The 13,091-nt window shown below is 73.1% G+C and carries 10 protein-coding genes; 9 read left to right on the forward strand and 1 reads right to left on the reverse strand.

Annotated features, from left to right (window positions below; all coding sequences use genetic code 11):
- Positions 1-64: 64 nt before the first annotated feature.
- Both ACLQ2R_RS29715 and ACLQ2R_RS29720 read left to right on the forward strand, forming a co-directional pair.
- Entirely contained in the window at positions 65-241 is a 177-nt protein-coding gene (locus tag ACLQ2R_RS29715) for a hypothetical protein (RefSeq protein ID WP_425964190.1), read from the forward strand.
- Positions 242-361: 120 nt separating this feature from the next.
- The gene (locus tag ACLQ2R_RS29720) at positions 362-2,416 is read left to right on the forward strand and encodes a hypothetical protein (RefSeq protein WP_425964192.1); all 2,055 of its coding nucleotides are present in this window, start codon (positions 362-364) and stop codon (positions 2,414-2,416) included.
- A 57-nt stretch (positions 2,417-2,473) separates the two neighbouring features.
- Here the strand turns inward: ACLQ2R_RS29720 and lysS are convergent, their stop codons facing one another.
- Positions 2,474-4,171: a lysine--tRNA ligase gene (gene lysS, locus ACLQ2R_RS29725; RefSeq protein ID WP_425964194.1), complete on the reverse strand. Its 1,698-nt coding sequence runs from the start codon at positions 4,169-4,171 to the stop codon at positions 2,474-2,476.
- Between the two features lie 798 nt (positions 4,172-4,969).
- On the opposite strand from lysS, the gene ACLQ2R_RS29730 reads away from it, so the two are divergent.
- From ACLQ2R_RS29730 to ACLQ2R_RS29760, 7 genes are read left to right on the forward strand one after another with little or no spacing between them, the layout of a single operon-like run.
- The gene (locus tag ACLQ2R_RS29730; protein WP_425964196.1) at positions 4,970-6,508 is read left to right on the forward strand and encodes a class I adenylate-forming enzyme family protein; all 1,539 of its coding nucleotides are present in this window, start codon (positions 4,970-4,972) and stop codon (positions 6,506-6,508) included.
- Positions 6,505-7,431 carry a sugar phosphate isomerase/epimerase family protein gene (locus ACLQ2R_RS29735; protein WP_425964197.1) on the forward strand — a complete coding sequence of 309 codons (927 nt, stop codon included), beginning with the start codon at positions 6,505-6,507 and terminating at the stop codon, positions 7,429-7,431. The genes ACLQ2R_RS29730 and ACLQ2R_RS29735 overlap by 4 nt, the downstream gene beginning before the upstream one ends.
- Positions 7,409-8,836, forward strand: a complete 1,428-nt coding sequence (locus ACLQ2R_RS29740; RefSeq protein WP_425964198.1) for a pentapeptide repeat-containing protein — start codon at positions 7,409-7,411, stop codon at positions 8,834-8,836. Before ACLQ2R_RS29735 ends, ACLQ2R_RS29740 begins: the two co-directional genes overlap by 23 nt.
- Complete coding sequence (locus ACLQ2R_RS29745; RefSeq protein WP_425964199.1) at positions 8,833-9,489, forward strand: PIG-L deacetylase family protein; 657 nt, start codon at positions 8,833-8,835, stop codon at positions 9,487-9,489. The genes ACLQ2R_RS29740 and ACLQ2R_RS29745 overlap by 4 nt, the downstream gene beginning before the upstream one ends.
- A 32-nt stretch (positions 9,490-9,521) precedes the next feature.
- Positions 9,522-10,955, forward strand: coding sequence for a UDP binding domain-containing protein (locus tag ACLQ2R_RS29750; RefSeq protein ID WP_425964200.1), 1,434 nt, complete (start codon positions 9,522-9,524; stop codon positions 10,953-10,955).
- Positions 10,952-11,689, forward strand: a complete 738-nt coding sequence (locus tag ACLQ2R_RS29755) for an aspartate/glutamate racemase family protein (protein ID WP_425964202.1) — start codon at positions 10,952-10,954, stop codon at positions 11,687-11,689. The genes ACLQ2R_RS29750 and ACLQ2R_RS29755 overlap by 4 nt, the downstream gene beginning before the upstream one ends.
- On the forward strand, positions 11,683-12,984 hold the full coding sequence (locus ACLQ2R_RS29760; RefSeq protein WP_425964203.1) for an acyl-CoA dehydrogenase family protein: 1,302 nt from the start codon (positions 11,683-11,685) through the stop codon (positions 12,982-12,984). The genes ACLQ2R_RS29755 and ACLQ2R_RS29760 overlap by 7 nt, the downstream gene beginning before the upstream one ends.
- The last annotated feature ends 107 nt before the right edge of the window (positions 12,985-13,091 follow it).

A 13,091-nucleotide genomic window follows, 5' to 3' on the forward strand; every position in this document is an offset into this window, starting at 1 on the left:
TTTACTCTGACAATTGTAGAAGCGCCACCTGATGCGCCTCCCCAGAGCGGTGAAAGAGGATGAAATGAAGGACGGAAACACCATCGGCAAGATCGTAAAAGCGGCTGGAGTCGCCGCCGTCGCCTCCGCGGCCATTTTCGGCTCGGTGGCCGTGGTCAGTGTCGCCTCGGCGGACGTCGAGGGCACGGTGATCGGGCCGGCGAACGTGCTGGCAGGCGGCCCCGGCTTCGTTCGCTGGTAGGTCGGGTCATGGTCCGCCGCGGAGGCCGGTGCTCCGCGGCGGGCGGCGCCCGGAGCCGGGGGTCCGCCCCCCGGCTCCGGGTCTCAACCATTTGCGAAAAACGGAAATCCGAGTATGACAATGAACCAGCCTCAGCTCATTCTGGCCGACCCGTCGTGCCTGTCCGCCGTCAAACCCTATGTGGACGCCGTCGGGGCGTCATTGTTCGTGGCGGACGACTGGAAAACGCTGACGGAGGCGATGAACGACCGTCCGGAGCGGGACGTCCTGGTGGCCGCGGGAAAGGACGTGGCCGTCTGGGAACTGGCCGAGCTGGTGACCCTTGCCACGAATCGCCGCAAGCACATCGGTTTCGTCGCCGGCTGGGCCGGCGAGGAGTCGATCCGGCTGCAGGTGCGGAAACTCCTCGAACCGGTCACCGCGCGACGTGAGGGCACCCTGCTGTGCAGCGAGTTCTCCTTCGCCGGCATCGCCCCGCGCTCGCACCCGGATCTGACGGTGCTCGCGCTCGAGGACCCGGCGCTGGTCACGGCGGTCGGCGAGGGCTACGAACTGGTCGGGCTCGTCAGCCACGGCAGCGGAGCCGACTCGCCGTTCGGCGAGGCCGTCCTGTGCACCCTGGCGGACGGGAACGCGCGCGACACCGACGACCCCTGGTTCCTGCCCTGCGGTCACGACGCCGACAAGTGCGTCAGGCGGCGCCGTACCGGAGACGGCTGGGTGACGCCGGAGAGGGTCGGCGCCGCCATGTTCGCCGCCGGGACGATGGTCTGGCAGACGTGCACCGGAGTGCCGCCGCACGGCAGCACGTTCCCTCCGGCGGCCACGCTCGGCCAGCGCATGCTGGAGAACCCCAGGGTCGGCTCCCTGCTGACGACCTTCCAGATCGTCGACGCCGACGACTCCATGCTCCTGTACGCGACCGCGCTGCTGAGGAGGGGCCACACCCTCGGTGAGACCTGCATGCGGCTCAACGCCGCCACGCTGAACAGCACCGGTGACACCCCCTGGATCCTGCTCGGCAACCCGGCGAAGAGGCTCGGCGACCCGGCGACCGGCCAGGACCGGGACCGGGAACGGGAACGGCCGGAGGGCGCGCGACCGGCCGGTTCCACCCCCACCCCGCCCACGCTGACCCCCCTCACCCTGACCCCGGGTCTCGTCGACACGGCACGGGGGTCGGGAAGCCCGGGAGACGACCTGCTCATCGTCCGCCCCACCACGGACACCGCGATCGCCTCGGACGACCTGCGCCTGGGCCATGTCCGGGGCAGCGACGACTACGTCCTCCTGCACACCGGACCGCGACCGGTCGAGGTCGTCGTCGAGGCCTACCCCGACCACGCCCTGCCCGACCAGGCCAAGGCGGTCCTCTCGATCTGGGGGAGCGCCCGGAGACTGCAGTTCTCCACCCGTCTCCTGGCCATGCTGGAGCGCCACCCCAAGGCGGCCCAGATGCGGGACCTGCCGGCGACCAGGGCCGCCGCGGAAAGGCTGCTGGAGTACTACCTGCCCGCCCACGCGACCACCGTGCGCAAGAAGACCCTGCTGAACGGGACCGCCCGGGGTCTCGACGACAGATGCGCCTACGAGGTCGGCCAGTGGCTGGCGCTGCAGCGCGGCCTGGTGTCCGTCGCCGGGGACATGTGCCGGTTCGCCACCTCCCGGATCGACGAGTTCTACCTGCGCGAGAGCCTGCCCGGCCCGTACGAGCGGGACGCGGCGCCGTGCCACTACTGCGAGAACAAGGTCATCGGCGCGCGCTTCGACCTGCCGGGCTTCGGCCACATCGGCCGGAGCCAGATGGAGTGCCACCGCTGCGAACGGGTCCTCGACGCCTCCACCGCGTGCCGGGACGCCTGGCTGGCCGGACCGGATCTCCTGAAGCGCGGGACGACCTACTCCTTCGACCTGCGCGCGCGGCTCGCCGAGCCGGTACGGGGATTCCAGTTCTTCGCCGCCGGGCTGGCCTTCCGCCGCTGGTCCTGGGGGGATCCGCCCGAGGCCCCGGTCGAGGAGTTCGTGCTCGGCGAGGGCGGCACGGAGATCGAGGACGTCACGCTGGAGGTCGACGTCCCCCGGCACATGCCGGTCGGCGCGCACACCGTGTGCGCCGCGATCGCCGCGCACGGGGACGTGTGGATCGTGACCAAGCCGGTCGCGGTCGTGGCCTAGGCCCCGCTCGTGCGACGAGCCGGGGCCCGGGCCGGGCGGTACGTCCGAGGGGCGGCCTCAGGCGCCGAGCAGCTTGCGCACCCGCTCCGCGCCCACCGCGAGCAGCAGCGTCGGCAGGCGGGGGCCGGTGTCACGGCCGACCAGGAGCTCGTAGACCAGCACGAAGAACTCGCGCTGCGCGGTCTTCACCTCGGGCGTCGGCGCGGCGTCCGCGGGCAGCCCCGCCTGGACCTTGGGCACGCTGTAGACCAGGGACGTGAGACCGTCGAGCGACCAGTGCGCGTCGAGGCCGTCGAGCAGCAGCCGCAGCGACTCCCGCTGGGGCTCGTCGAGGGAGGCGAGCCGGGTGACGTCGGGCTCCTCGCGGATCCGGGTGCGCTGGTCGTCGGGCACCTGGGTGTTGACCCAGCGCCTGGCGCAGTCCAGCCGGGGGCGGACCTCGTCCAGGGAGGTCACCGGGATGTCGGGGTTGAGGTCCCGGATGATCCGCAGCATCTGGTCCTCCTCGCCCGTCGTGATGTCGGCGATGGAGGCCAGCGTCCGGTAGGGCAGCGGCCGGGGCGTGGCCGGCAGCGCTCCGCCGGCGGTGGCGACCGAGCGGTGGTAGGCGATCTCGGCCGACTGCCCGTCCCCCCCGGCGATCTTCCGCTCCAGCGCGTCCCACTCGTCGTAGGTGCGCTGGATCTCCTGGTTGAAGGCGATCTTGAAGGACTGGGACGGCTTCCTGCGGGCGTACATCCAGCGCAGCAGCGGCGCTTCCATGATCTCCAGCGCGTCCGCCGGAGTCGGCACGGCACCCTTGGAGCTGCTCATCTTGGCCATGCCGGTGATGCCGACGAACGCGTACATCGGGCCGATCGGCCGCTGCGCCCGGAACACCTCGGAGATGATCTCCCCGCCGACCACCCACGCGGAACCCGGCGAGTGGTGATCGACACCCGAGGGCTCGAAGAGCACGCCCTCGTGGGCCCAGCGCATCGGCCAGTCGACCTTCCACACCAGCTTGCCGCGGTTGTGCTCGGACAGGTACACGGTCTCGGAGTGCCCGCAGGCGCAGACGTAGGTGAGCTCGGTCGTCTCGTCGTCGTAGGACGTGATGGTGGTCAGGTCGCGGTCGCACACCGAGCAGTACGGCTTGTAGGGGAAGTACCCGGCGCTCGCCACGCCGTCCCCGTCCCCGTCGTCGGCGGTGTCGGCGGTGTCGGCGGCGTCGGTCCCCTCGCCCGCCGGCGGCTCCTGCTGCTTCACCTTCGTGCGGTAGCGGGCCAGGATCGCGTCGATCGTGGCGCGCTCGCGCATCGCGTGCAGGATCTGCCGCCGGTAGACGCCGGAGGTGTACTGCGCGGTCTGGCTGATCGGCGTGACCTCGATGCCCAGCTCGGCCAGCGCGGCCGTCATCGGCGCCTTGAAGTGCTCGGCCCAGTTGGGGTGATCGCTGCCGGGAGGGGCCGGTACGGAGGTCAGCGGCTTGCCCACGTGCTCGCTCCAGGCGGGGTCGATGCCCTGCGGCACCCGGCGGAAGCGGTCGTAGTCGTCCCACGACAGGATGTGCACGCACTCCAGGCCCCTGCGCCGGATCTCGTCGGCGACCAGGTGGGGCGTCATGATCTCGCGGAAGTTGCCGAGATGGATCGCCCCGGAAGGGCTGATCCCCGAGGCGCATACGATGGCCCGGCCCGGGGCGCGACGCTCCGCCTCGGCGATGACGTCATCCGCGAAACGCGAGACCCAGTCGGCTTCGCTGTTGTGCACCACGATCGGTGTTTCCTTCCTGGGAGGCGGGCTCATCGCGTCGCGGGACCCCTGCGGGCGGGCCGCGACCAGGCCAGCGGGATTGGGCGAGCCCTCAAGACCGAGCCTCTGAGAGAGGTGAACTATACCGCGCGCGGAGGCGGCGCCTCCGCCGGGGAAGCGCCGGTGATCGCGCCGGGCCGGGCACGCGGCCGCCGCGGCGCCCCGGCCGTTCCCCGATTCCCGGCCGGACGCGGAGCGCCGTGGCGGTCGCGGGGGGGGGCGGCCCCGGCGGCGGGGCCCCGCGCGGGGGGGGGGGGGGGGCGGGCGCCCCCCCCCCCCCGCCCCGGCGGCCGGGCACCTCGGGCGGGGGCCGGGGATATCGCGGCGACCTGTTCCGCCCGGCCTTTTCCCGCATCCGGGACACGTGGCGGGGATGCCTTTCATCGCCGCGGAGGAGGGTGGGGTGCGCCATCGGGTCAACGGCCTTACCGGGTGTACGCGCATTGTGCTCCACCGTGCCGATTCTTTCGGCAGTCCAGGTGAAGAAGTGCTCTGACCTGCGCTTATTTGGACGGTCGCGGATGCCGATAAATGCGGGAAACGGGTGTTGACAGTCCCTCGCACCCTGATTCATAATCGCCATGATGGTTAATCGGTCACCCCGGAATGAGGAAATGGAGAAGCGGGCGGCGTCCTTTTTGTTTTTGTTTCCCGTCAATCTGGACGATGGCTCCGCGATGCTTCGGGGCTCGTATTCGTAATTTCTCGTGGAATGGACGTTGGCCAGTTGAGCGAACCTGTTCGGCTTTCGGTGGACACATGACTGACAATCTCGGCGGCCGACGGCTCGACGCCCTCCTGGACGAGGCCTGCGCGCGGTTCGCCGGCTCGCCGGCCCTCGTGGACGACGCCTCCACGGTGACCTACGGTGTCCTCGCCGAGCGGGCGCGGCTGCTCTCCGGGAGGCTGGCCGCCGCCGGGCACCGGCCGGGCCGGCCGGTCCTGCTGGCCGTCGACAACAGGTGCGCGGACCTCGTCTGCCAGCTGGCCGCCTGGCGCAACGGCGCCGTGGTCGTCCCCGTGCACCGCGGGTCCCCGGCCGCAGCCGTCGCGGAGACCGCCGGACGGACCGGAGCCGAGATCCTCCTGGGGGACCCGGCGGGCACGCCGGAGTCGTGGGAGGCCCTGCTGGAGACGGGCCGGGACGACTGGGTACGGCGGCTCGGCGCCCCGGCGTCCGGTGTCCCCGCCGAGCTCGACGCCGGCCAGGCCCTGGTGATGTTCACCTCGGGTTCCACCGGCCGCCCCAAGGGCGTCGTCGTGCCGCACGACGCCTTCGCGGCGAAGCTCGACGCGATCGCCGCCGTCCTGCCGTTCGGGTCCCGGGAGACGACGCTGCACGTCCTGCAGCTCAACTTCGCCTTCGGGCAGTGGACCTCGTTGCTGACCCTGCTCACCGGCGGGACGGTGCACCTGGTGCCGCGCTTCACGGCGGAGGACGTCCTGCGGCGGCTCGCGGCGCGGCCCTTCGACCGCGTCGCCGTGGTGCCCAGCATGATCAGGATGATCCTCGCCGAGCTGGACGACCCCGCGGTACGGCGACGGCAGGCCGCCGCCGCCGGATCGCCGGGCGTGTGGATCACCGGGGGAGAGCCGCTGTCCGCGGGAGCCGGCCGCCGGCTGCGGGAGCTCCTCCCCGGTTCCGGCATCGCCGACGTCTACGGCCTGAGCGAGACGTCCACCTCCGACTTCATCCTCACCGCCGACCGCTACGACCTCGACGCCGGCACCATCGGCCGTCCCGGCCCCCGGGTGACGTTCATGATCGCCGCCTCCGACGGCACCCCCTGTCCCGAGGGCGTCACCGGCGAGCTGTGGCTGCGCACCCCCTACCTCATGACCGGCTACCTCGACGACCCCGAGGCCACCGCGGCGACGATGACGGACGGCTGGTTCCGCACCGGGGACCTGGCGCGCGTCCCGCCCGGCAGGGACGTCGTCGAGCTCATGGGACGGTCGAAGCACCTGATCGTCCGCGGCGGGATCAAGATCTCCCCGCTGGAGATCCAGGCCCGCTACGCCGAGCATCCGCGGTGCGCGGGCTGCCTGGCCGTCGGCATGCCGGACGACCTGCTCAACGAGCGGGTGCACCTGCTGTTCGTGCCCAGGGGGGACACCCCGCCCGACGAGGCGGAGCTGCGGACGTGGGCCCGGGACAGGCTGGAGCCGTACAAGGTCCCGGACCGGGTGCACATCGTCGCCGACCTGCCGGCGGGAAGGACGGGCAAGGCCGACACGGACGCCGCCCGGCGGCTCGTGGCGGAGCTTCTGGGGGCGGCCGGCGGTGGGACGGCATGACGCTGCTCGGCGTCTCCACGAGCGTGCTGCCCCGTCGCGAGGACCTGGAGGACCTGCTCGTCTACGAGCCCGACGTGGTGGAGTTCTACAACTATCCCTCCGAGCTCCTGCCCGGGGTGGAGAGGTTCTGCGCGCGGCACGGCATCCGCCCGGCCCTGCACACCCCCACGCCCTACGACGAGCCGGAGCCGCTGCGCCGTTTCGCGCCCACCGGCCCGGACCCGGAGGGGGTCTCGGCCGCGATGCGGCTGACCGAGCGCACCGTGCGCTACGCCGCCCGCGTCGGCGCGCTCCACGTGGTGGTGCACTTCCCGAGCCCCTACCCGCCGTTCACCACCGCCGGTTTCGCCGGACGGTGCGAGCGCTTCCTGCGCTGGCTGTCGGATCTCGCCCGCGACCAGGGGGTTCCCGTCCTGCTGGAGAACCTCTCCGCGAACCCCCTGCTGCGCGACCCCGACCAGTACGGCCGGCTCATGAGGGCCCACCCCGGCCTGGGATTCTGCCTCGACCTCGGGCACGCCCACCTCATGGGAGCCCGGGGCGACCCCCTGGCCTACGCCAGGGCGCTGGCGGGCTCCGTCCGCAGCATGCACGTCTACAACACCACTGCGGACAGGTACGCCGAGCACGGCCACGAACTGGCCAGGCCCGAGCAGAGCGCCCGGGACGGCTACCTCGACCTGTCCCACGTCATCCCGGCCCTGCTGGGGCACACCTCGCCGCGGGTGCTGATCCTGGAGCACACCCACGCGGGCGTCGGTGCCGGGGACGCCGCCCGGAGCGCCGGATGGCTGCGCGATCTGCTGAAGGAACGAGATCCGCCGGGCGAGCGAGACGCGCCGAGAGAACAGGATCCGCCGAAGCAACAGGATCCGCCCAAGGAACGGGAGAGGAACGCGGTTGACGATCAAGGATCATCTTGACCTCGTCCGAAGGCTGGCGCACGCGGAGGGCTCCGAACGCGAGACGGTCGTGAAGGAGGTCTCCGAGCGCACCCGCACGCTGGTGGAACTCACCGGCCGGGGCCTGCAACTGGCCGAGGCGGACCTGGGAGGTCTCGACCTCACCGGCGCGGACCTGCGCCGGGCCACGCTGAACCGGGCGATCCTGCACGGCACCTGCCTGCGGGACGCGGACCTCGGTGAGGTCACCATGGTCTGCCCCGGCATGGAACGCACCAACCTGTCGGGGGCCAGCCTGCGCTCGGCCTACGTGCACGCGCTGGCCGCCCAGACGTGCGTCTTCGACGGCGCCGACCTCACCGGTCTGCGCGACGCCACCGGCACCCTCTTCCACGGGTGCAGCATGCGCGGCGCGCGGCTGGGCGAGAGCCACCTCGCCGGATCGGCCTTCTACCAGTGCGACCTGTCCGGCGCGACCTTCCGGCGGGCGAACCTCCAGGGGGCGGTGCTGAACGAGTGCCTGCTCGACGAGGCCGTGCTGGACGAGGCGTGCGTGGACCAGCTCACGGTGACCAAGACGAGCATGCGGGGCGCCTCCCTCGCCCGCTCCACCGGCCGGGGCGTGGTCCTGCAGCGCATCACCGTCGGCGACGGGCTCGTCCTCACCGGGGCCGGCCTGGCGGAGCTGCGGCTGGACGGCGTGCGCGGCCACGACTGGCGGGCGCGCGGCCTGCGCGCTCCGGGCGCCGACCTCGTCGACGTCTCCGTCACCGGCATGGACCTGCGCGAGGCGGACCTGACCGGCTCCCGGCTGCGCAACTGCGACCTGCCCGAGGCGGACCTGACCGGCGCCGTGCTCAACGACGGCAAGGTCTCCGGCAGCCGCCTGCGCGGTGCCCGGCTCTCCGGCGCCCACGGGGAGAACCTGCACCTGGTCGAGAGCGACCTGTCCGAGGCGGACCTGAGCGGCTTCACCGGCCGGTGCCTGACGGCCAGGGACGTCAACCTGACCGGTGCGAACCTCCGCAACGCCAACCTCTACCGCGCCATGCTGACCGGCGACCCGCCGCGCGGCATGAGCCTGCGCGGGGCCGACCTGGAGAACGCCACCCTGGTGCAGGCCTACCTCGCGGCCGACCTGCGCGAGGCGCGGCTGATCGGCGCGAACTGCGCCTACAGCCGCTTCAGCCAGTCCGACCTGTCGGGCGCCCTGCTCAACGGGGCCGCCATGTACCAGTCGACCTGGGTCAAGGTGACGCTGCACGGCGCCACGCTGACCGGGCTCCAGGCCCCGGTCTTCGTCGACCGGTGCGCCGGGCTCGAGGAGGCGCTGGAGAGCGGCGGCGGGGCGGGGACGGCCGAGTTCACGAGGTTCACCGGAGGACTCGCCGCCCTGCTGGCGGGCGTACGCAAGGGATCCACGTGACCGAGGTCCTGGTGGTCGTGGCGCATCCGGACGACGCCGAACTCGCCGTCGGCGCGACGATCGCCCACCTCGTCGCGCGCGGCGTCGGCGTGACCGTGGCCTGCTTCACCGTCTCCGAACCGAGGCCGGGCCCGCGTCGCGAACGCGTGGCGGCGGCCGGGCGCGCGGCCGCCGTGCTCGGTCACCGCCTGCTGTGGGTGGCGGACGCCACCCTCGACCAGGTCGAGGACATCCCGGAGTACGAGGCCGTCCGGCACGTCGACGCCCTGGTCGAGCGGGTGCGGCCGGACGCCCTCATCACCCACTGGGAGAACGACTCGCACGGGGATCACGTCCGGGTCGCCCGGGCCGTCGTCTCCGCGTCCCGTCGCTGCCCGGGAACGAGCCTGCTGCAGTTCGGGCCGAACGAGTACGCCACCGCGCGGCACGCGGAGTTCGTCCCGAACGTCTACTTCCCGATCGCGGACCAGCTCGACCTGAAGAAGGAGGCGATCGCCTGCTACAGCTACCCCGGCCAGGGATTCCGTGGCGTCGACGCCGACGCGGTCGAACTCCTGGCCCGCGCCCGGGGCCTCGCCGTGAACGTGCCCGCCGCCGAAGGGCTACGCCTCGTCCGGCACACGGCCGGCCCCTCCCGTGCCTCGTTCCTCTAGTCACCGATCCACGTCGAGTCGAGAGGCCGCGCATGACGGTTCACGACATTCCTTCCACCGGGTACGGCGACGGCCTCCCGCGATCCGGACGTCCCGTCCCCGGCGAGCCGCCGGAGCTCTACCGGGAGGCCCTGCTGGGAGGTCACGCGGCCGCCTGCGTGTGGGGCCTGGGCCACATCGGGTGGTCCACCGCCACGGCGCTGTCCGCCGAGGGCGTCCGCGTCGTGGGATACGACACGAGCCCGTCCCGCGTCGCGCGGCTCACCGGCGAGGGTGTCCCGGAGACGGTGACGGTGAGCCACGACCGGCGACGCGCCCTGGAACCGGACATCCTTGTGCACTTCATCGCGGTGCCGACCGAGAGGCACGCCGAGCCGTACACGGAGGCGTTGCTCGACGTCCTCTCGGCCGTCGCGGCGGCGACGGCGGCCAGGAGGGGCCAGCCGCCGCCCCTGGTGGTCGTCGAGTCCACGATCACCCCCGGCACGGTCGAGACCCTGCTGCTGCCCCTGCTGCGCCGGGCGGGACTCACCCCCGACGTGGACCTCCTGCTGGCCCTGGCGCCGCGCCGGGACTGGTTCACGGCGGAGGGCTACGGCCTGCGCGAGGTGGACCGCGTCTACGGCGGTGCCGGCCCCCGGTCGGCGGACGCCGCCTTCGCCGTGCTTTCCGTGCTGTGCGACACCCTGCACCGCGCCTCCGGCCACGTGGCGGGCGAGCTGGTGAAATGTGTGGAGAACGCCTACCGCCACCTGGAGATCACCCTGGCCAACCAGCTCTCCCTCGCCTTCCCGTCCGTGGACATGGTGGAGGTGCTGCGCCTGGCCGGCACCAAGTGGAACATCGGAACCTTCCACCCGAGCTTCGGGACCGGCGGGTACTGCATCCCGCTCTCCAGCCGCTACCTGCTGCAGGGCGCCGAGGAGGTGGGCGAGCTGTCGCTGCTGCGGCAGGCCGTCGAGACGGACGACCGGATGCGCGTGCTCGTGGCCGAGGCGGTCGCCGGGCACGGGCCCGTCCTCATCCTCGGGCTCGCCTACAAGGGAGGCATCAAGGTCTGCACCCACAGCCCGACGGTCCGGATCGCGGCCGAGCTCGCCCGCTCCGGCGTGCCGTTCAGCGTGCACGACCCCCTCTACGACGGCGACGAGATCGAACGGGAGCTCGGGCCGGGCACCGCGGCCCGGGATCTCACCGCCGCGGTTCGCGGTGCCGGAACCGTCCTCGTCGTCCCCGACCATCCCGAGTTCCGCGGCGAGCCCTACGCCACCCTGCTCAGGGAGGAACGGGAGACGACGCTGTCCATCCTGGACAACCACGGGGTCCTGGCGGGCCAGGAATGGCCGGCGCACGTCGGCTACCGCCGCGCGGGGAACGCGGCGTGGCTGGGGACGGCCGTGCCGGACCGGCCGTCGGAGCCGGCCGGGACCCCGGACACCCGGTGGGCGGAGGCGAGCGGCACATGACGGCACCCGTACCGGAGATGGGGGTCATCGGCCTGCTCGGCGGGATGAGCTGGCCCTCCACCGTCACGTACTACCGCGAGCTGAACCGCGCCGTGGCGGCCAGGCTCGGGGTGCCGCACTCCGCGCGGGTGCTCCTGTGGTCGGAGGACTACGCCGAACTCGAACGCATGCAGCTGGCGGGCGAGTGGGAGGCCGCCGGGCGGCGCGTGGTCGCCGGCGCGCTCCGCCTGGAGGCCGGCGGAGCCGACCTGCTGGGCATCGCCTGCAACACCATGCACCGGGTGGCCGACTCCGTACGGGAGCGGTGCGGGCTGCCGCTGGTCGACCTGGTCGAGGCCGCCGCCGCCGAGGCGGCCGCCCGCCGGATGACGAACGTGGCGGTCCTCGGCACCCGCTTCACCGCCCGGATGACCGCCTACCCGGCCGAGCTGGGCAGGCGCGGCGTGGCGACGGCGGCGATCACCGAGCGGGCGCAGCAGGACCTGGACCGCATCATCTACGAGGAACTCTGCAGGGGCTCGGTGACGCCGCGGGCGGGCGAGCGGCTCCACGAGATCATCGGGGAGCTCGCGGCCTCGGGCGCCGACGGCGTCCTGCTCGCCTGCACCGAGCTGAACCTTCTCGTGGACGACGGCCCGCAGGCGGAGATCGGCCTGATCGACACGGTCCGGACGCACGTGGGGGCACTGGTCGACGCCTCGTTCGCGACCCGGCCCGGGACGTCGCCGTGCTGAGGGACGTCGTGCCGGGAAAGGACGCCGTGCGAGGGGACGTCCCGCCGGGGAACGCCGTGCCGGAGGACACCGGGCGGGGGAACGCCCCGCCGGGAGACACCGGGCGGGGGAACGTCCCGCCGGGGGACGTCGGACCGGGGGACACCGCCTCACCGGGCGCCACGGCCGGGGTCGGCGGCGAGCACCGCGAGGCGGCGCTGGAGCGGATCGCGGCCCTGGCCGCCGAGGCCGAGGAACTGCGCAGGCTCCCCGACGAGCTCGTCGGCCTCCTGCGTGCCCACGGCTACCTCAGGATGACCCTGCCGCGCCGCCACGGCGGCGAGGAACGCGACCTGCCCGGGCTCATGGCCGATCTGCGGGTGCTCGCCGGGTACGACGCCTCCGTGGCGTGGACGGTCATGGTGTGGGCCCAGTCACAGATCACGATGGCGCGCCTGCCCCCGGAGGCGTTCGAGAGCGTGCTCGCCGGCGGTCCCGACGTCATCGTGTCCGCCTCCTCCGCGGGGGAGGGGGAGATCGCGGCGGGCGCCGGAGGCGTACACGTGCGCGGGCGCTGGGGCTTCGCGTCCGGCGTCCACCACTGCCGCTGGATCCTGGTGCACTGCCGCCCGCCCGGCGGCGACCCCCGGGGGGTCCTGCTCCCGATGGGGGAGGTGGAGATCGAGGAGACCTGGAGGGTGCTCGGCCTGCGCGCCACCGGCAGCGACACGGTCCGGGCGAGGGGGATCACCGTCCCCGGGCACCACCTCTACGATCTGCGCGGAACACCGCCGGCCCTCTCGCCGGGCCCCCCGCGGGGAACGCGGCGGGGAACACCGTCGCACGCGGCCACGCCGCACAGCCTGCTGCCGGTACGACCCGCGTTCGCGCTGCACATGGGCGCGGTCGCGCTCGGTACCGCGGAGGGAGCGCTGCGCGACCTGCTGGACCACGTACGCGAGCGTGGCGCCGCGGGGGAGCGGGCCGAGCACCGGCTCGGGCTGATCCGCGTCCGGCTGGACGCCGCCGTCGCCCAGCTCGAAGCCGTCGCGGCGGTGGCGTGGCGTCTCGCCGCCGGCGGAGCGCCGTTCCCCGCGGGCACGGCGGCGGCCATGGCCGCCTCGGCGGCGCACGCCGTACGCACGGCGACGGAGGTGACGGGAACGAGCTTCGCGCACCTCGGAAGCCGGGCCCTGTTCGACTCCAGCGTCACCCAGCGGCGGCTCAGGGACGTCCTGACGATCGCCCAGCACGCGAACGTGTCCGCCGACGCCCTCGGCGCCCTCGGCGGAACGCTGCTGCGGGAACGCCCCTGACGTACCGCCGGGACCTCACGGCCGGCGGCGACGGAGATCTCCGGATCACCCGGCCCGGCATCCGCCGACGTGATCGGCCGGGTGGTCCTCCCACCCCTGTGCCGCAG

It is taken from the genome of Streptosporangium sp. DT93, from assembly GCF_049844535.1.
In the GTDB taxonomy this organism is placed as follows: Bacteria; Actinomycetota; Actinomycetes; order Streptosporangiales; family Streptosporangiaceae; genus Streptosporangium.